The organism is Paucibacter sp. B2R-40 (assembly GCF_025717555.1).
GTDB lineage: Bacteria > Pseudomonadota > Gammaproteobacteria > Burkholderiales > Burkholderiaceae_C > Paucibacter_A.
The window spans coordinates 525,484-542,180 of sequence record NZ_JAJIRP010000001.1; the positions used below are offsets into that span (position 1 = coordinate 525,484).

Here is a 16,697-nt window from a genome sequence, read left to right on the forward strand (position 1 = left end):
CTGCCCGACGAAGCGCGGCCTGGGGATGATGAGTTGCCTACTCAGGGGCTTTGGACGCAGCCTGGCTCGCCCGGGTCAGCGCCTGCTGTGCGCCCGCCAGCGACTGCAGGCGCTCACGCAGGTAGTCGGCCAGGCGTGGCTGCTGGCTGAAAGCGACATTGAAACGGATATGCGAGTCATAGGCCTTGCCGCCGGAGAAGGTAGCGCCGCGCACCAACAAGATCTTGTTGCGGTAAGCATCCTGCACCAGCAGGTTCAGGTCCACCTCGGCAGGGACCGAGCCCCAGATGAACAAGCCGCCTTCGCCGGGGTGATCGAGCATGACACCGGCAGACTCCAGCTGACGCGCACTGGCATGGCGGGCCGCCAGCAGCTTGGCATTCAAGCGATCGAGATGCTTGCGCCAGCGCCCGGCCGCCAACACTTCCAGCAAGACATATTCCAGCAACGCGGCGCCGGTCAGCACCGAGTAGATCTTCTCGCGCATCAGCGCCTTCAAAAGCAGCGGGTCGGCGGCGATATAGCCCATGCGCAGCGCCGGGCTCAAGGCCTTGCAAAAGCTGGAGTAATAGATCACCCGGTCCAGCCCCGATAGGCTGGCAAGACGGGTGGCATGGCCGGAGTGAAAATGCCCCTGCACATCGTCCTCGGCGATCAAAAAGCCATGCTTGTGAGCCAGCACCAGGACCTTGTGCAGATTGGCGGCGCTGCTGCTCCAGCCGGTCGGGTTGTGCAGCACGGTCTGGATGAAGAGCAAGCGCGGCCGGTGGGCCAGGGCGGCGGCTTCCAACTCGGCCAAATCGATTCCGTCGGCGCGACGAGTTATAGGAATCAGGCGTATGCCATCTTTGCGCAGCCGGTCGAACATCAAAAAATAGCCGGGGTCTTCCACCAAGACGCAGTCACCGGGCTGCAAAAAGGCCCGGCAGATCAAGTCGATCGCGTGGGTGCCGCCGAACGTGGTGAGGATGCGGCCGGCGTCGACTGCAATGCCGATGCCGCGCAGCATCATGGCGATGCGCTCGCGCAGCTCGGGCAGGCCTTGCGGCGGGCAGCGCGAGGCCATGCCGGCTGCGGCGCGCGCCAGGCCGCGTTGAACGGCGGCGGCCGGCACCCCATCCTCCAGCCAGGTCGGCGGCAAGGCGCCGCCACTGGCGAGCAGCACGCCGGCACGTTGATCGCCGGACTGCTGTACCAGCCAGACGGCTTCTTGTTCTTCGCCCGCTTCCAGCACCGCCGCGTCCGGCAGGGCCGAATGGCGCGAGCTTTCGCTGACGAAATAGCCGGCCGTCCCCCTCGACTCGATCAGACCCAGCGCGACCAGCCGGTCATAGGCGGTTACGACGGTATTGGGGCTGACCTGCAGTTGCGCAGCGAGTTGGCGGATCGACAGCAGGCGCGCGCTGGCCGGCATTTGGCCGGCCGCGATCAGCTCGCGCAGGCGCAGCTCGATCTGGTCGGCCAAGGGCGTAGCGGCATTGCGGTCGAGGGAAAACATGGCGCTAGATTAGCGCAAGAAGCTGATCGCCAGAACCAGCAAGGTGCCGCCCATGCTCAGGTTGAAGATGCGGCGCTTGAGCGGGTCGTCCAGCCAGCGGCGGATCGCGACGCCGAACAGCGCCCAGGTCGAGGAGATTGGCAGGCCGACAAGCACGCCGGTGACGGTCACCAACAGCGCCCCGACCGGTACGCTCAAACCCACCGGCATGAAGACGGAGGCCAGCGTGATGGACTTCATCCAGCTCTTCGGGTTGACAGCCTGGAACAGCGCCGCCTGGATGATGGTCATCGGCTTGGCGGCGTCGCCGACCTTCATGGTGCCGAGCTTCCAGGCCAGAAAGATCAGGTAGAGCGCACCGGCCACACGCAGAATTTGGTGCAATACCGGAAAGGCGTTGAACAAGCTGCCCAGGCCCAGGCAGGTGACAAAGGTCAGCAAGGCGCCGCCGACCTGAATGCCAATGATCAAGGGCAGCGCGCGGCGGTAGCCGAAGTTGGCGCCCGAGCTGGCCAGCATCACATTGTTAGGCCCGGGCGTGCCCGAAATCACGAAGCAGTAGCTCATCAAGGGCAGCAATTCGGCGGGGGATAAGGACATGGTCTGGGCTCCAACAGCAAGGCCTCGACTGTGGCCGGGGCTGCTTGATCCGCCAAGGTACAGACCGGGTTGACAAGGCTTGCGTTGTATCAGTCGGGCGACCCCTACAAGCCCGACCTCCGTGCCTGTTCATAGGCGCGGTAGCCGTCTTCCCAAGTCGGGATGATGTGGACGAGCTCGAAATAGGGCGTGGTGTAGATCGTCGAGTCGCGCAGGCCTTCGATGAAGAAGTGCAGCGCCTTGGCATCCGGCACCTGCAACATCAGCACATCGCTGCAGACGGCCGAATAGGCCTCGGCATCGAAATGCCGCATCTGAATGCCGGGGTGTTGGGGCAGCAAACTCAGCACTTCCTGGGCGAAGACCTCGGCGCGCTGGCCTCGGCTCAGGCGCAACCAGGCTGGCAACGCGTTGACGAGCATGAAACAGGTATTCATGGTGATTCTTTCTTGAGGGTTCAACGTAAAAAGACTTGTTTGATCGTCATGGGGGCGAGGCGCAAGAGCCAGGGCAGCCAGCGCGCCGGGCCGACCCAGATCTGCGCCGGCGGCCGGCGCGAGCGCAAGGCCCGCAGCAGACTGCGCGCCACCACCGCCGGCGCCAGCTTGCGCTTGCCGCCACGGCCGGCCGTCATCGGCGTGTCCACCAGCGGCGGGATCAATTCGCTGACCTTCACCCGTCTGCCGCGCAACTGCGCTCGCAGGCTGCAAGCGAAGGCGCTCAGGCCGGCCTTGCTGGCGTTGTAGGTGGCCGATCTGCGTTTGGGCACATGAGCCAGGGCGCTGGTGACGAAGACGATGTGCGAGCCGGCCTGGCGCTGCAGATGCGGCAACAGCGCACGCGTCAACTCGATCGGCGCGGCCAGATTGACGAGCAACTCCGCTTCGATGTCGGCGGCGCCATAGCCCGGTGTTTCGAGCAGCAACTCATGCTGAATGCCGGCGCAATGGATTACCCCGCTCAGTGCGGGCCATTGCCGCAGCATGTCCACGCAGGCTGGCGCGAGCCCTTCCAGCTTCGCCAAATCATGGCGGGCCGTGGCCACAATGCTGGGGTGGCTGGCTTGCAACTCGGCTAGGCGGGCGGCGTCACGGCCCCAGGCGATAACTTGCTGACCCGACTCGGCCAGTTGCAAGGCGATCGCCCGGCCAAGCCCCGAGCTGGCACCGGTGACCAGCCAAAGTTGCGTCGGCCTTGCCGCTGAGGTGCGGAGGTATGTGTTTGAATGCATGCCACGAACTTTAGGGAGGCGGCAGCGCGATGTCGTTTACAAAAGATAAGCCGGCCAGCGATGCCCTGTTGCTGCTCTTGCTACAAAACCTGGCCGGCCAGCCTTTGCCCGAACGCGAGGGGCTGAAGCTGAGGCGGGTCCAGCTAGAGGCCGGCCAGACCTTGTTCGAGGCCGATCAGCCTCACCCTTATGTCTATCTGGTGCGCAAGGGTCTGCTCAAGCTGCACTATTTGCTGGCGAATGGCGACGAGTGGGTCAAGTCTTTCAGCCACGAGGGCATGTTCTTCGGCAGCCTGACCGCGCTGAAGGCCGGTGGCCTGAGCAGCTTCGACGTGATGGCCTTGGAGGACAGCGAACTGGAGCGGGTCGACTACTTCGAGCTTGAAGCCTTGGCCGCGCGCCACCCCGCTTGGCTGCTGGCGCTGTACCGGGCGATGCAACACTTTGCGGCGCTGAAGGAGGCGCGTGAGCGTGAGCTGTTGACCTTGAACCCCGAGCAGCGCTACGCCGCCTTTGTGCAGGCCCATGCTAGCCTGAGCGAGCGTCTGCCCAAGAAGGACCTGGCCCGCTATCTGGGCGTCACGCCGGTCAGCCTGAGCCGCATCCGCGCGCGGCTGCGGCCTTGAGCCCGGTCGAACAGGAAAACCAAGATGACCGAGCTCAAGCAGGTATTGGCATTGTTGAAACAGCAGGCGCGCCCCGAGCAGCTGGGCGCGATGGCCAAATTTGGCCTGACGGGTGATGCGCGGCTGGGGCTGTCTGTGCCGGCGCTGCGGGCCTTGGGCAGGCAGCTCGGTACGGATCACCCTCTCGCGCTGGCGCTGTGGGACACAGCCATTCCCGATGCGCAAATCTTGGCGGCGCTGCTTGCCGATCCCAAGCAACTGAGTGTGAGCGAGATGAACCACTGGACCGAGGGCATGCGGGCCTGGGATGTCTGCGATCAGACTTGCCTTAACGCCTTCCGGCGCTCCCCGTTGGCTTGGGCGCGCATCCCGGTGTGGGCGCGCAGCGACAAGGAGTTCGTCAAGCGTGCGGCCTTCTCGTTGCTGGCAGTGCTGGCCGTGCACGACAAAAAGCGCGCCGATGCCGACTTCATCGCTATCTTGCCCTTGATCGCGGCAGCCGCTGACGATGATCGCAACTTCGTCAAGAAGTCGGTCAACTGGGCGCTGCGCCAGATCGGTAAGCGCTCAAGCCAGCTGCTGCCGCAGGCGATCGCCCTGGCCGAACAGCTGCGCGAGCGACCCGAGAAGGCGGCCCGCTGGATTGCGGCCGATGCCTTGCGCGAGTTGCGCGCCAAGCAGTCTTCGGTGAAACAGGCCTAGCGTGCGCAACCGCGTCGCTTGGCCAGCAGGCCAGCCAGGCCCAGCACCATCAGCGCATAGCTGGCCGGCTCCGGCACCGGGGCTGCGGCCTCGAATTTGAGGTTGTCGACGGCCACCCAATCGCGAAAGTTTCCCGCCGCGACGCCAACCTTGGTAATGCTGGCGGCGCTAAAGCTCAGTGTTTGCTGGCCGGTCCCGCCTATGGCAGTGACGCTGCCGAGCAAGCTCGCGCCGTTGTAGACAAATAGCCGCGTGTCGGCCGAGGGCGAGCCGATGCCGGCAAAGTCCATGCTGACCGAGCTGACCGCGGCGCTGAAATTGATCCAGAAGCTGGGGTCGCCGTCTTCCGACTGCCAGCCCGAGAAGCTGTGCAAGACATTGCCGCTGACCAAAGACGGTCCGCCCAGGCCGGCCACATCGGTGGCGGTCACCGTCATATCGGTGTTGCTGGCCCAGGGCTTGCCCGAGCTTGAGCTGCCCGAGCCGCTGAAGGCATTGGCAACGAAGTTCACGCCCAGGGCGCTGTACTGTGTGCTCAACAGCGTGCCTTCAACGAGATCTTCAAACGTGATGATCGTCGTGTCGGCCGCGGCCGAGCCGGCGTTCAGCAGGGTCAGGCCGGCGGCCAGTGCGAGGGAGCTTGAACTGAGCTTCATATCAATCAATCCTTTGCAAGTTGGCCGTTCTGCGCGTCGTCAGGATCGGCGATTTCCGCCGTCATGGTAATCAGGGTTGCTCCGGAGAAAGTCCGGAATTGAGCGGTCTTGACGTCGCTCATGCGAAGCTTCCGCTAAACTCGCCGCCCATGAACCGCCGCTTCACCGCCTACTTGTTGATGTTCTGCCTGTTTTGGCAGGCGCTGAGCTGCGCGGGTGCGGCGGTGCTGATGGCCAGCCCGAGTGAAAAGCTGCATGCCAGCTTGCATTTCGAGGGTGCGGCGCATCACCATGCCGCCCATGACCATGCCGAGCTTCAATTGGATGAATCGCAGGCTTCGGCCCAGCATCTGATCGATGACGCCTGCGTGCATGCGCCGGCGTTGCTGCCCGTGGTGGCAAGACTGCTGCCCGGTTTGGGCCTGGTGGCCCCCTCGGCCCCGCTTCCCATCGCGGCGCCGCTGCCATTTCTGGCCGGTCTTGAGCGACCACCGCGACTGAGCGCCTGAACCGCAAGTGAAATGCTCGCCTCGGCGGGCAACCTTCGTTCGGCGGCAGGAACTCCTGTCTTTGAGAGACGCTTTTGGCCAAGGCCTGGCGTCAGCACCTGCCGCTCTCGTCTCTGTCAGGACTATCGTGAAAACCCATCCTCGGATAGGGCCTAGGTGCGCTCGCTCGGCTGTGCTGAGCCTGCTCGCAAGTGCCTGCCTTGCTGCGGCGGCATCCGCCCAGCCTTTGGCCGACTCTGGCCATTCTTCTACTTCTACTACTTCTTCTCTTACCGCCAGGCCCAGCTTGGCGCAAGCGCTGGACGCGGCCTGGTCGCGCAGTCTTGAGTCTGCCGAGAGCCGCGGTCAGCTCGGCATTGCCCAGGCCGAGCGGCGCGTCGCCGATGCCTGGTTGGCGGGCGCGCCGGCGCTCGAAATGTCGCAGCGCCAAGGTCGTGGCTCGGCTGCGGCAGGTGCGCGTGAAACCGAAATCGGCTTGCAGCTGCCGCTGTGGCGCCCCGGGCAACGCCAACTGGGCGCCCAAGCGGCGCAGGTCGAGCAAGACTGGGCGCAGGCCGCAGAGCGCGCGGCCCGCTGGCGGCTGCTGGGCCAGCTGCGCGAGCTCGGTGGTGGTTTGCGCGCGGCCGAAGCCGACTTGTCGGTGGCCGACTCGCAGACGCAATTGCTGCAGCAACTGTCTCTCGACGTGGCGCGACGGGTGCAGGCCGGTGACCTGGCTCCGGCCGACGCGCTGGCCGCCAAGGCCGAATGGCTGGCGGCGCGCTCGTTGCTGGCCGAAGCGGAGCAAAACTTGTTGGCGCTTCGCTCGACCTGGCAGCTGCTGACCGGCTTCAATGTCGAGCCGCCAGCGGAGGCTTTGCTTGCGCCGCAGGACGGGGCGCAAGCGACAAAGCATCCGGCATTGCTGCTCGCCGATTTGAGCGTCGAGCGTGCGCGCCAGCGTGTGGCGCTCGGGAAGGCGCAGCGTGGCGCGCCGCCGGAGCTGGGCATCAGCATGCGTCAAGAGCAGCCCGGTCAGGGCCAGTCGGCGCAAAGCAGTGTGGCTTTGAGCTTGCGTCTTCCTCTGGGCAGCGAGCCGCCGCAGCAAACACAGCAGTTGGCGGCGGCCTTGGCCGAACAAGAACTCGCCCTCGCAACCGCCCAGCGCAGCCGCCTGCAGATCGAAGGCGAGCAAGCCCTTGCACGTGCTCGCGAGCAATCAGCCGCCGCGCAAGCCGCGGCCGAACGCGAGCGCGCAAGCTTGCTGCGCGAGCGGGCGCGCTTGCTCGACAAATCATTCAAGCTCGGCGAAACCTCGCTGCCCGACTTGCTGCGTGCCCTCGGTGCCGCCACGCAAGCCGAGTCCGCTGCCGAACGCCAAGCTGCCGCCCATGCGCTGGCGCAGGCGCGGGTCAAACAAACATTGGGCCTCTTTCCATGAATACATCTCTTTTTCAAGCAGCAGGGCGTGCGCGCATCCGCAAAGCCTGTGTCGTCGTGTGTTGCAGCCTGGCCGCCACCTGGGCCTTGGCCGGCCCTGGCGCCCATGGCCCGAACGGCGAGCATCTCGATCAAGCGCCGGCGGCCGGCGCTGCGCATGCGGCAGGCCCGCGCGTCGAAGCCCAGACTGATTTGTTCGAACTCGTCGCCCGGCTTGGGGCAGGCGAATTGACCCTCATGATCGACCGTTTCGCCAGCAACGAGCCCGTGCTCAAGGCCGAGGTCGAAGTGGAATCCGGCGCGCTCAAGGCCAAGGCCAAGTTTCAGGCCGACTCGGGCGCTTATGTCCTGAGCGACCCGGCCCTGCTCAAGCTGCTCGCCACGCCGGGCGAGCACCCATTGCTGATCACCATCGTGGCCGGCGCTGAAACCGACTTGCTGGATGGCGTGTTGCGGACCTCGGCCGCAGATGCTGCCGGGCTGGACCACGATGCCGAGTTCGGCCACGGCGAGAGTCGCTTCCCGGCTTGGGCGCGCTGGTTGGGTGGGGGCGTGCTGCTGTTGGCACTGCTGTTGGCACCACGCGGCTGGGTGCGCGTGCGCAAAGCCAGAAAACTTGGCATGAACTCGGGAGCACAAACATGAAGGCATTGACGAGCAAATTCATCAGCGCTTGCCTGCTTTGGCCCGTGCTGGCCGTATTGCCGGCTCAGGCCGGGCCGGGCGCGCATGGCCCGAACGGTGAGCATCTGGATGCGCCGACGGTGGCCGCTGCCGATGGTCTGGCTCGGCTGGCCGATGGCAGCGTCAATATGCCCAAGCTGGCGCAGCGCCGTTTGGGGATCAGAACCGTGTTGGCCCCCGAGAGCGAAGCGGCCGCGACGCTGCTGCTGCCCGGCCGTGTGGTCGCCGACCCGAACGCCAGCGGGCGCGTGCAAGCGACCCATGGTGGCCGCATCGAAGCCGGGCCCAAAGGTTTGCCGGTGCCCGGCCAAGCGGTGCGTCAGGGCGAGATCCTGGCCTGGGTGCGCCATCATGCCGATCCCTTCGCCGTCGCCTCGCAGCAGGCACAGCGCGCCGAGCTGCGCGCTGGCCGTGAACTGGCGGAACAGCGCGTCAAGCGTTTGGAGGCGCTCGAAGGCACGGTGCCGGCCAAGGACATCGCGGCGGCGCGGGTCGAGGCCCAGTCATTGGCTGCGCGGGAGCAGAGTGTTGCCGCCAGCCTGGATGCCCGTGCGCCGCTGCGCGCGCCGGTGTCTGGCGTGATCGCACGCAGCGAGCTGCAAGTGGGGCGTGTCGTCGAGCCCTCCGAGGTCTTGGTCGAAGTGGTCGACCCGGCGCGCCTGATGGTGGAGGCGAGCACCCCAGACGCTACGCTGGCCGCGCATATTGCGGGTGCGGAGCTCGCCGGATTGCCGGGTGTCAAGCTGCACTTTCTGGGTGGCGCGCTGGCCTTGCGGGACGGGCTTTTGCCGCTGAGTTTCAAGGCTCAGATGAGCGGTGGCAGCTTGGCGCTGGGTCAGCCGGTGGAGCTGGTGGTGGCGCTGAAGGAACGTCGCAAAGGCATCGTCTTGCCGGCCGAGGCGGTGGTGCGTAACCCGGCCAATGAGCGGGTGGTCTGGATCAAGCTCAGCGCCGAGCGCTATATGTCCATGCCGGTGCAAGTGCAGCCGCTGGACGCGAGCCGGGTCTTGGTGACCAGCGGCCTGTCGCCCGACAACCGCGTCGTCGTTCAAGGCGCCGCCTTGATCGCGCAAATCAGATAGGCCGAGCCATGTTCAATTGGATCGTTAAATTCAGCCTGCACAACCGGCTATTCGTCTTGGCCTTTGCGGCCTTGCTGATGGTGGCCGGCGCCATCACAGCTTGGCGCACGCCTATCGACGTCTTCCCTGACCTCAACAAGCCGGTGGTCACCGTGCTGACCGAGGCCGGCGGCATGGCGCCCGAGGAGGTCGAGCAACTCATCACCTTCCCCATGGAAACTGCGCTCACCGGCATGCCCGGCGTGACGCGGGTGCGTTCGACATCGGGGGTTGGCCTGTCCGTCGTCTATGCCGAGTTCGATTGGGGCAGCGATATCTACCGCAACCGCCAGCTGGTGGCCGAGCGTTTGAGTCAGTTGCGCGAAACCCTGCCCGCCGGTGTCACGCCGACGATGGGGCCGGTCTCGTCCATCATGGGCGAGGTGATGCTGATCGCGCTGCCGCTGGACGGCAAGGCCACGCCCATGGCGGCACGCGAGTACGCCGACTTTGTGCTGCGGCCGCGCTTGCTGGCGATTCCCGGTGTGGCGCAAGTGATCCCGATCGGCGGCGAGGTGCGGCAGATGCGGGTCGAGCCTGACCCGCTGCGGATGGCGCAGCTGGGCGTGTCGCTGAGTCAGCTCGAGCAGGCCTTGCGCGGTTATGCCGGCAATGCTGGCGGCGGCTTTGTCGATCTGAACAGCCGTGAGTACCTGATTCGCCTGCTGGCCCGCAGCAACAAGATAGAGGATCTGGCCGGCGTCGCCGTGGCCTGGAAAGACGGCCGGGCCGTTTTGCTGGAGCAGGTGGCCACGGTGCGCTTCGCGGCCGCTGTCAAGCGTGGAGACGCCGGCTACATGGGCGCGCCGGCGGTGATCGTCAGCGTGCAAAAGCAACCGGCCGCCGACACGGTGCGCCTGAGCGGCCAGATCGAAGCGGCCTTGGCTGAACTCAAGCCGGGCCTGCCGCCGGGCTTGGCGGCACCGGTGGTCTTGTTCCGCCAGGCAGACTTCATCAAGGCCTCGATAGGCAACGTCAGCGAGGCGCTGCGCGACGGCGCCATCATGGTGGCCATCGTGCTGTTTGCGTTCTTGCTGTCCGCGCGTACGACGCTGATTTCGCTGATCGCCATTCCGCTGTCCCTGGCCGTTACGGCGCTGGTGTTCCGCTGGCTGGATCAGTCCATCAATGTGATGACTCTGGGCGGTCTGGCGATCGCGATCGGCGAGTTGGTCGATGACGCGGTCGTCGATGTTGAGAACATCTTGCGCCGCCTGAAGGACAACCGCGCCGCCGCCCAGCCGCGGCCGATCTTGGAGGTGGTGCGCCAAGCCAGTGTCGAGGTGCGTTCCGGCATCGTCTATGCGACCGTCATCGTGGTGCTGGTGTTTGTGCCGCTGTTCGCGCTGCCCGGCATTGAAGGGCGCTTGTTCTCGCCACTGGGCATTGCCTATATCGTCTCCATCCTGGCTTCGATGCTGGTGTCGATGACGGTGACGCCGGCGCTGTGCACTTATCTGCTGCCGGGCATGAAGCGCCTCGATCATGGCGACAGCCCCTTGGTGCTGAAGTTGAAGGCCTGGGACGCCAAGCTCTTGAATTGGTCCTTCCCGCGCGCCCGCGCCCTGATCCTGGCGGCCGGCCTCGCGGTGGCGCTGGCCGTGGCCAGCGTGCCCTTCTTCCCGCGCGCGTTTTTGCCGGCTTTCAATGAGGGCAGTTTGGTGCTTTCGCTCTTGTTCAACCCCGGCACTTCGCTGGCCGAGTCCAATCGCATGGGCGCATTGGCCGAGCAGCTGATCAGCCAGGTGCCGGAGGTGACGAAAGTTGGCCGGCGCACCGGCCGCGCCGAGCTCGACGAGCATGCCGAGGGCGTGCATTCGGCCGAGATCGATGTGGACCTGGCGCGCGGCGGCAAGGCCGTGGACCGCGAGGCGGTGATGGCCAAGATACGGGCTCAGTTGGCGGTGCTGCCCGCCCAAGTGGCGATAGGCCAGCCGATCTCGCACCGGCTCGACCATCTTTTGTCCGGTGTGCGCGCGCAGATCGCGGTGAAGATCTATGGCGATGACACCGACACGCTGCGCGGCTTGGCCGAGCAGATGCGGGTCGGACTGTCTGGCATTCCGGGCCTGGTGGACTTGACGGTGGAGAAACAGGTCTTGATCCCGCAGGTTTTGGTGCGCATTGATCCGCGCCGACTGGCGCAGACCGGCTTGTCGCCGGGCGAAGCGGTGCGCGTGCTGCAGGTGCTGACCGATGGCGCCCACGCCGCGCAGATCGTCGACGGCCCGCGTCGCTTCGACCTGGTGCTGCGCTTGGCCGATGGCCAGCGCGGCCCGCAAGACTTGGCCCGCATGCTGGTTGACACGCCGGCCGGCCGCTTGCCGGTCTCCAGCTTCGCGACGGTCGAAGAATCCGACGGGCCGAACCAGATTGGTCGCGAGAACGGACGCCGCCGCATCGTCGTCTATGCCAATACCGACGGCGCTGCCGGAACCGATATGGCCCATGTGATTGCAGACATTCGCCAGGTGGTCGCCAAGACCAATCTGCCCACGGGCAGCTTTATCAGTCTGGAGGGGCAGTTCCAGGCGCAGGAGCAGGCAACGCGATTGATCCTGGGCCTCTCGCTCGTCTCGCTGACGATGATGTTTCTGGTGCTTTACTCGCGCTACCGCTCGGCCGTGCTGGCGGCCATCATCATGGCGAATATTCCGCTCGCTTTGATCGGCGCCGTCGCGGCGATGTGGGCCAGCGGTGTCAGCCTGTCGGTGGCGACCATGGTGGGCTTCATCACGCTGGCCGGTATCGCGACGCGCAATGGCATCCTGAAGATCAGTCACTACATCAATCTGTGCCGATTCGAAGGCGAAGTCTTCGATCAGAAGATGATCGTGCGGGGTTCGCTGGAGCGCCTCACGCCGGTCTTGATGACGGCGCTGGTGGCAGCCTTCGCGCTGACGCCGCTGCTGTTCGCCGGTGATGCGCCGGGCAAGGAAATTCTGCACCCGGTGGCGGTGGTGATCTTTGGTGGCCTGATCAGCTCGACCCTGCTCGATACTTTGCTCACGCCGCTCTTGTTCTGGCGCTTGGGTCAGAATGCGACCGAGCGGCTGCTGCAGGACGATGAAGGTGGCGAAGCCGGCGACGCTAGTTACCAGGCGCGCGAGGCGTTTTGATAATAAGGTCTAGCGGCGCCTCCTCGTGAAGTGCGCCGCATTCAATCGAGAGAATTCAATATGCTGACTATGAAGTACTGGGCTCAAGCCCTGGTTCTGGGCCTGAGCGCTCTGACCCTCAACACAGCCAACGCGCATGGTGCGGCCAAGCCGCAGCATGGCGGCGTGGTGCAGACCGCCAATGACGTCAGCTTCGAGTTGGTGCTGCTAGCCGATGGCGCGCTGATTTATCTGGTGGACCATGATGAGCCGATGCCTTCGGTGGGCATCATCGGTAAGCTGACGGTGCTCAATGGCACTGCCAAGAGCGAGGCCGAGCTTAAGGCCGCTGGTGATAACAAGCTCGAAGCCCGCGGCATCAAGATCGCCAGTGGCGCCAAGGTGGTGGCGACCTTGAACAATGTTGAAGGCAAGACGGTCACGGTCCGTTTTGCGATCAAATGAAGCGGCCTCTATCGTTGACCGTCGGTTTGGCGTTCGGCCTTGCGCTACTCGGCACTCAAGTGCGTGCCGAGTTGATCGAGATTCAATGGAACGAAGCCGGGCGGTTTGAGCATGCCAAGCCATTGGCTCCGGGCAAGTTTGTTGAGATCTGCGGCAAGCTGGACAAAACAAGGCCGGTCAGCTGGCAGTTCGGCGCCGAGCGGCCGCTGAACTTCAACATTCACTTTCATGAAGGCGAGAAGGTCACTTACCCGGCCAAGGTCGAGGGCGCTACTGCCGCGTCGGGTCTGTTGAAAATCGTCAGCGAACATGACTATTGCTGGATGTGGTCGAACAAATCGGATCAAGCCATTGAGCTCAAGCTGAGCTTGAGCCGCTAAGCTTGCAGCGGCTTCGCGGGGAAGTCGACCTGCACCTGCAGGCCGCCGAGCCGCTCACTGCGCTGCACTTGCAGCCGCGCGCCATGCAAGTCGGCGATCCGCCGCACGATGGACCAGCCCAGTCCGCTGCCGCTCGCTTCGTTGCCCAGCACGCGATAGAAACGTTCGCCCAGGCGCTGCAGTTCGGCGTCTGCCAGACCTGGGCCGCTGTCGGCCACCTGGACCTGAATGCGACCCGCCGAAGCTTGCAGCGTCACCTCGATGCGCGCGCCGGCCGGGCTGTAGCGCAGCGCGTTATCGATCAGATTGCGCAAGAGCGCTCGCAGCAAAGGTTCACTGGCGACGATTTCGGCCAAGGCTACATCGGCCAAGGCTACATCGGCCATGTCAAGGGTCAGGTCTTGCCTGCGCTGCAGTGCGGCAGGTGCCAGATCGCCAACGATCTGGCGCAGCAATGCGGCGAGATCGAGCGCCACAGTAGCCGGCCGCTCGCCGCCCTCAAGCCGCGCCAGCGTCAGCAATTGGTCAACCAGGCGAGTGGCTCTATCGCAGCCGAGCAGGGTTGCTTGCAGCGCATGCTGACGCAAAGCCTCATCTGACTCGCTCAGCGCCACCTGCGCCTGTGTGCGGATGGCGGCAATCGGGGTGCGCAGCTCATGGGCGGCATCGGCGGTGAAGCGGCGCTCCGCCAACATCATGGCCGCGATGCGCTCGAACAGGCCGTTCATGGCCTGCAACATCGGCGCCATCTCGGTCGGCGCGTCCGCCAAGGTCAGCGGCGCCAGGTCAAGCGCCGAGCGGTCGGTCAAGCGGCGCCCCAGTTCACGCAGCGGCACCGTGCCGCGCCACACCGCCCACCACACCGCCAGTCCGAGCAAGGGCAGGGCCAGCAGCATGGGCCACAGACTGCCGCGCAACACCGCCCAGAGAATGGAAAGCCGCGAATCGATTTGCTCGCCCACATAAACCTGCACATCGCGCTCGGCTCCATAGGCGGCAAACACGCGCCAGCGGGTGCCGGCAATCAAGGTGCTGCGCAGGCCTTGGCGAAAGCCCTCCTCAAATGCAATCATCGGCGTGGCCGGTGCATGGGCCGAACGTTGCACCAACTGCCCCTCGTGAAAAACCTGAAAGGCGACCTTGTTGGCATAGCGGTGCAAGGTCGGCGCGTCTATGGGGTGGTCGTCGCTTTCTGATTCGCCGACTTGTTGCGCGACCAAGAGCGCAGCAGCCTGGGCGAGATGGCCGTCCAGCAGCTCATCCAACTCATGCCGTGCGTCCAGCCAGACGGTGGCGGCCAGGCTCAGCCAGATCAGCAAGACCAGACTCAAGACCAGGGCAATTAAACGGCCCTGCAAGGAGCCGGGCTTGCGCGCGTTCATGTCGGTGCCGCCTCGCGCAGCAATACATAACCGACACCACGCACGGTCTGTATCAAGTCTGCCCCGAGCTTGCGGCGCAGATGGTGGATGTGGACCTCGACCGCATTGCTGTCGACCTCCTGGCCCCAGCTATAGAGTTGCTGCTCCAATTGTTCGCGCGACAGCACGCGGCCGGCGCCCAGCATCATGGCCTGCAGCAGATCGAATTCGCGGGTCGACAAGCTCACCGCAGCGCCGCCGCGCAGCACGGTGCGGGCGGCCGGATCGAGCAGCACATCCTGCGCCCGCAGCAACTCCTGCGGCTGGCCGGCGGAGCGACGCACCAGCGCACGCAGCCGGGCACCCAGCTCGAACAGATCGACCGGCTTGATCACATAGTCGTCCGCACCCAGATCCAGGCCACGAATGCGATCGGGCACCGCGTCGCGGGCGGTCAGCACCAGCACCGGCAACGTGATCTGGTCGCGGCGCAGGCCGGCGAGCACATCCAGGCCATCTTTCAGCGGCAAGCCGAGGTCCAGCACGGCGGCCGCATAATTTGCAGCCTCAGCGCGCAACTCGCGCTCGGCAGCCAGGCCGTCGCGCACCCAGTCGACCGCAAAGCCCTGCTGACGCAGGCCGGCACGCAGGCCATCTCCCAGCAGGGCATCATCTTCGGCTAGCAAGATCCTCATGCTGCGATTATTGAGCGAGCGAAAGAACAAGCCAGCAGGTGATCAGTCGTCATCATCCTTGCCGCTTTGTTGGCGAGCGTTGATGGCGGGCCGGTCCGTCAAGCCGCTTGGCGCTTGTTGCCATTGCCAGTACCAGAAGCCCAAGACCACCGCCACCAGCAGCAAAGCCAAAGGCCCCAGGTTCTGCTTGACCAGGTCCGGGCCCTTGCCGGGCGTGCGGCCGGTCAGCATGGGCAGGGCATGGTTGTGGCGGCGCAGCAGACTGACCCCCGCAATCAAGGCCAGGTGGGCGAGCACCACCATCAGCGTGGCGTTGCCCATCAGCTCGTGCAGTTCCTCCAAAACGTCTTCCCAGCGATTGCCGAACCACTCCAGCTCCAGCCCCATGCCGCTCAAGGCGGCCATCAGGGCCGCCAGCAGCAGCAAGGCCACCGCCAAGGTGTTCAGGCCTTGATAGCTGGCCAGCAGATTGCCGCGCCCTTGCGGCCAGGCCAGCATTTGTTGCGGCAAGCCGCGCAGTTTGCTGGCCCAGGCGGCCAGGCCGACCCGCTTGGGGCCGAGCAGGCCCCAGACCAGCCGAGTCAGCACCAAGCCCAGCACGGTGTAGCCCAGCGTGATGTGCAGCAGATGCCAGCGCTCGCTTTCGGCGCTCAGGTAGGCGCCGGTGAAGCTGATGGCCAGCAGCCAATGCAGCGCGCGGGTGGGCGCGTCGATGATGCGGCGGCCTGGGCCCTGGCCCCGTGCCGCCCCAGGCAGCTCACTTGGGGATGCGGACGCGATGTTCATTGAAGTCTCCTTGTTCGGCTTTGGTGTGACAGGCGGCGCAATTGGCGGCGCTCTTGATGCTGGCGCGCTGCCAAGTGGCGGCTGAAATTTCTTCGTGTTCGCGTACAAACCAGCTTGAGCGGCTGATGCGGTCTTCGGGCGGTGGCGCGCTGCTCACGCGCTTGGTGGTCCCGGCATTGCCGACCAGCCAGCGGTTCAGCTCATTCAGCGTGGCCGGGTCCAGCGAGGCATCGGAGCCGAAATGCTTGGGCAAATTGCTCATCAGGCGCTGCCAGGATGCGGCAGGCAGCATGCCGGGCGGATAGGCCAGATGGCAGGCCGAGCACTCTTGCTGGTACTTGGGTAGCAAGGGCAGGGACGCGCCAGATCGGCCGCGATCTTCGTCGGCGTGGGCCGCAAACAGGCTCAAGGCCAAACTAGAAAAGAGCAAGATTTTCATGTGCAAGCCTTCAGGGTTTGAGTGTGATCAGCCAAGCCAGCACGTCGGCCTTTTCGGCCGCGCTGCATTCGCGGCTCAGCACATCCTTGCAGTTACGCCTGAACCATTTCTCGACCTTGGCCGGGTCGCTGAAGCGCTTCGGGTTGAAGGCCGGCGCCAGCGCGTCGATGCTCTTGCCAGTGCTGGCATGGCGGCCGGCTCCGGTCGGCAGCGCTTGATGGCAGGAGGCACAACTCCATTCACCACCATGCTGGCTGGTGAAGAAGCGCTGGCCGCGACCGGCGTCAGCGGACCGGCCGGCCTCGGCGCTGTAGCCGGCCAAGAAGTCGGCGGGTGCGGCAACCGCAGCGGCGACGCACAGCCAGAGCAGAACCGAGACGGTGAGTGCAGGTGTTTTCATGCTTTGGATCTTGCTTGCCTCAGCTTA

General features: G+C 65.2%; 19 protein-coding genes. 9 read left to right on the forward strand and 10 right to left on the reverse strand.

What is annotated here, in order from left to right:
• Positions 1-37: 37 nt before the first annotated feature.
• From LNV09_RS02315 to LNV09_RS02330, 4 genes are all read right to left on the reverse strand, one after another.
• On the reverse strand, positions 38-1,498 hold the full coding sequence (locus LNV09_RS02315; protein WP_263555454.1) for an aminotransferase-like domain-containing protein: 1,461 nt from the start codon (positions 1,496-1,498) through the stop codon (positions 38-40).
• 9 nt (positions 1,499-1,507) lie between these two features.
• Positions 1,508-2,098 (reverse strand): LysE family translocator, encoded by a 591-nt coding sequence (locus tag LNV09_RS02320; protein WP_263555455.1) that lies wholly within the window; start codon positions 2,096-2,098, stop codon positions 1,508-1,510.
• Positions 2,099-2,202: 104 nt separating this feature from the next.
• Positions 2,203-2,535 carry a darcynin family protein gene (locus LNV09_RS02325; RefSeq protein ID WP_263555456.1) on the reverse strand — a complete coding sequence of 111 codons (333 nt, stop codon included), beginning with the start codon at positions 2,533-2,535 and terminating at the stop codon, positions 2,203-2,205.
• Positions 2,536-2,555: 20 nt separating this feature from the next.
• Positions 2,556-3,329, reverse strand: a complete 774-nt coding sequence (locus LNV09_RS02330; protein ID WP_263555457.1) for an SDR family NAD(P)-dependent oxidoreductase — start codon at positions 3,327-3,329, stop codon at positions 2,556-2,558.
• Between the two features lie 29 nt (positions 3,330-3,358).
• Here LNV09_RS02330 and LNV09_RS02335 point away from each other — a divergent pair, with 29 nt between their 5' ends.
• Positions 3,359-3,955 (forward strand): Crp/Fnr family transcriptional regulator, encoded by a 597-nt coding sequence (locus LNV09_RS02335; RefSeq protein WP_263555458.1) that lies wholly within the window; start codon positions 3,359-3,361, stop codon positions 3,953-3,955.
• 24 nt (positions 3,956-3,979) lie between these two features.
• Positions 3,980-4,657: a DNA alkylation repair protein gene (locus tag LNV09_RS02340; RefSeq protein WP_263555459.1), complete on the forward strand. Its 678-nt coding sequence runs from the start codon at positions 3,980-3,982 to the stop codon at positions 4,655-4,657.
• On the opposite strand, the gene LNV09_RS02345 is transcribed toward LNV09_RS02340, so the two are convergent.
• Positions 4,654-5,313: a PEP-CTERM sorting domain-containing protein gene (locus LNV09_RS02345; protein WP_263555460.1), complete on the reverse strand. Its 660-nt coding sequence runs from the start codon at positions 5,311-5,313 to the stop codon at positions 4,654-4,656. The genes LNV09_RS02340 and LNV09_RS02345 overlap by 4 nt on opposite strands.
• Before the next feature lie 149 nt (positions 5,314-5,462).
• On the opposite strand from LNV09_RS02345, the gene LNV09_RS02350 reads away from it, so the two are divergent.
• The 7 genes from LNV09_RS02350 to LNV09_RS02380 all read left to right on the forward strand — a co-directional run bounded on the left by LNV09_RS02350 (position 5,463) and on the right by LNV09_RS02380 (position 12,989).
• On the forward strand, positions 5,463-5,822 hold the full coding sequence (locus LNV09_RS02350; RefSeq protein ID WP_263532546.1) for a hypothetical protein: 360 nt from the start codon (positions 5,463-5,465) through the stop codon (positions 5,820-5,822).
• A 286-nt stretch (positions 5,823-6,108) separates the two neighbouring features.
• Entirely contained in the window at positions 6,109-7,242 is a 1,134-nt protein-coding gene (locus LNV09_RS02355) for a TolC family protein (protein ID WP_263555461.1), read from the forward strand.
• Positions 7,239-7,886 (forward strand): hypothetical protein, encoded by a 648-nt coding sequence (locus LNV09_RS02360; RefSeq protein WP_263555462.1) that lies wholly within the window; start codon positions 7,239-7,241, stop codon positions 7,884-7,886. Before LNV09_RS02355 ends, LNV09_RS02360 begins: the two co-directional genes overlap by 4 nt.
• A complete protein-coding gene (locus tag LNV09_RS02365; protein ID WP_263532543.1) occupies positions 7,883-9,007 on the forward strand; it encodes an efflux RND transporter periplasmic adaptor subunit in 1,125 nt (374 codons plus the stop codon). Before LNV09_RS02360 ends, LNV09_RS02365 begins: the two co-directional genes overlap by 4 nt.
• An 8-nt stretch (positions 9,008-9,015) precedes the next feature.
• On the forward strand, positions 9,016-12,165 hold the full coding sequence (locus LNV09_RS02370; RefSeq protein WP_263555463.1) for an efflux RND transporter permease subunit: 3,150 nt from the start codon (positions 9,016-9,018) through the stop codon (positions 12,163-12,165).
• A gap of 69 nt (positions 12,166-12,234) precedes the next feature.
• Entirely contained in the window at positions 12,235-12,609 is a 375-nt protein-coding gene (locus tag LNV09_RS02375; RefSeq protein WP_263555783.1) for a hypothetical protein, read from the forward strand.
• Positions 12,606-12,989: a hypothetical protein gene (locus LNV09_RS02380; protein ID WP_263555464.1), complete on the forward strand. Its 384-nt coding sequence runs from the start codon at positions 12,606-12,608 to the stop codon at positions 12,987-12,989. Before LNV09_RS02375 ends, LNV09_RS02380 begins: the two co-directional genes overlap by 4 nt.
• Here the strand turns inward: LNV09_RS02380 and LNV09_RS02385 are convergent.
• The 5 genes from LNV09_RS02385 to LNV09_RS02405 are packed head-to-tail and all read right to left on the reverse strand — an operon-like array spanning position 12,986 to position 16,670.
• Positions 12,986-14,371 (reverse strand): ATP-binding protein, encoded by a 1,386-nt coding sequence (locus LNV09_RS02385; RefSeq protein ID WP_263555465.1) that lies wholly within the window; start codon positions 14,369-14,371, stop codon positions 12,986-12,988. The two genes, LNV09_RS02380 and LNV09_RS02385, sit on opposite strands and share 4 nt — an antisense overlap.
• On the reverse strand, positions 14,368-15,045 hold the full coding sequence (locus tag LNV09_RS02390) for a winged helix-turn-helix domain-containing protein (RefSeq protein WP_263555466.1): 678 nt from the start codon (positions 15,043-15,045) through the stop codon (positions 14,368-14,370). Before LNV09_RS02390 ends, LNV09_RS02385 begins: the two co-directional genes overlap by 4 nt.
• A 42-nt stretch (positions 15,046-15,087) precedes the next feature.
• Positions 15,088-15,831 carry a cytochrome b/b6 domain-containing protein gene (locus tag LNV09_RS02395; protein WP_263555467.1) on the reverse strand — a complete coding sequence of 248 codons (744 nt, stop codon included), beginning with the start codon at positions 15,829-15,831 and terminating at the stop codon, positions 15,088-15,090.
• Positions 15,803-16,270, reverse strand: coding sequence for a diheme cytochrome c (locus LNV09_RS02400; RefSeq protein WP_263555468.1), 468 nt, complete (start codon positions 16,268-16,270; stop codon positions 15,803-15,805). Before LNV09_RS02400 ends, LNV09_RS02395 begins: the two co-directional genes overlap by 29 nt.
• Positions 16,271-16,280: 10 nt before the next feature.
• Positions 16,281-16,670, reverse strand: a complete 390-nt coding sequence (locus LNV09_RS02405) for a DUF1924 domain-containing protein (RefSeq protein WP_263555469.1) — start codon at positions 16,668-16,670, stop codon at positions 16,281-16,283.
• Positions 16,671-16,697: the final 27 nt, after the last annotated feature.

Coding starts and splice junctions, on each gene's coding strand:
- LNV09_RS02315 (WP_263555454.1), bottom strand. CDS start 1,498: ATGTTTTCCCTCGACCGCAATGCCGCTACGCCCTTGGCCGACCAGATC.
- LNV09_RS02320 (WP_263555455.1), bottom strand. CDS start 2,098: ATGTCCTTATCCCCCGCCGAATTGCTGCCCTTGATGAGCTACTGCTTC.
- LNV09_RS02325 (WP_263555456.1), bottom strand. CDS start 2,535: ATGAATACCTGTTTCATGCTCGTCAACGCGTTGCCAGCCTGGTTGCGC.
- LNV09_RS02330 (WP_263555457.1), bottom strand. CDS start 3,329: ATGCATTCAAACACATACCTCCGCACCTCAGCGGCAAGGCCGACGCAA.
- LNV09_RS02335 (WP_263555458.1), top strand. CDS start 3,359: ATGTCGTTTACAAAAGATAAGCCGGCCAGCGATGCCCTGTTGCTGCTC.
- LNV09_RS02340 (WP_263555459.1), top strand. CDS start 3,980: ATGACCGAGCTCAAGCAGGTATTGGCATTGTTGAAACAGCAGGCGCGC.
- LNV09_RS02345 (WP_263555460.1), bottom strand. CDS start 5,313: ATGAAGCTCAGTTCAAGCTCCCTCGCACTGGCCGCCGGCCTGACCCTG.
- LNV09_RS02350 (WP_263532546.1), top strand. CDS start 5,463: ATGAACCGCCGCTTCACCGCCTACTTGTTGATGTTCTGCCTGTTTTGG.
- LNV09_RS02360 (WP_263555462.1), top strand. CDS start 7,239: ATGAATACATCTCTTTTTCAAGCAGCAGGGCGTGCGCGCATCCGCAAA.
- LNV09_RS02365 (WP_263532543.1), top strand. CDS start 7,883: ATGAAGGCATTGACGAGCAAATTCATCAGCGCTTGCCTGCTTTGGCCC.
- LNV09_RS02370 (WP_263555463.1), top strand. CDS start 9,016: ATGTTCAATTGGATCGTTAAATTCAGCCTGCACAACCGGCTATTCGTC.
- LNV09_RS02375 (WP_263555783.1), top strand. CDS start 12,235: ATGAAGTACTGGGCTCAAGCCCTGGTTCTGGGCCTGAGCGCTCTGACC.
- LNV09_RS02380 (WP_263555464.1), top strand. CDS start 12,606: ATGAAGCGGCCTCTATCGTTGACCGTCGGTTTGGCGTTCGGCCTTGCG.
- LNV09_RS02385 (WP_263555465.1), bottom strand. CDS start 14,371: ATGAACGCGCGCAAGCCCGGCTCCTTGCAGGGCCGTTTAATTGCCCTG.
- LNV09_RS02390 (WP_263555466.1), bottom strand. CDS start 15,045: ATGAGGATCTTGCTAGCCGAAGATGATGCCCTGCTGGGAGATGGCCTG.
- LNV09_RS02395 (WP_263555467.1), bottom strand. CDS start 15,831: ATGAACATCGCGTCCGCATCCCCAAGTGAGCTGCCTGGGGCGGCACGG.
- LNV09_RS02400 (WP_263555468.1), bottom strand. CDS start 16,270: ATGAAAATCTTGCTCTTTTCTAGTTTGGCCTTGAGCCTGTTTGCGGCC.
- LNV09_RS02405 (WP_263555469.1), bottom strand. CDS start 16,670: ATGAAAACACCTGCACTCACCGTCTCGGTTCTGCTCTGGCTGTGCGTC.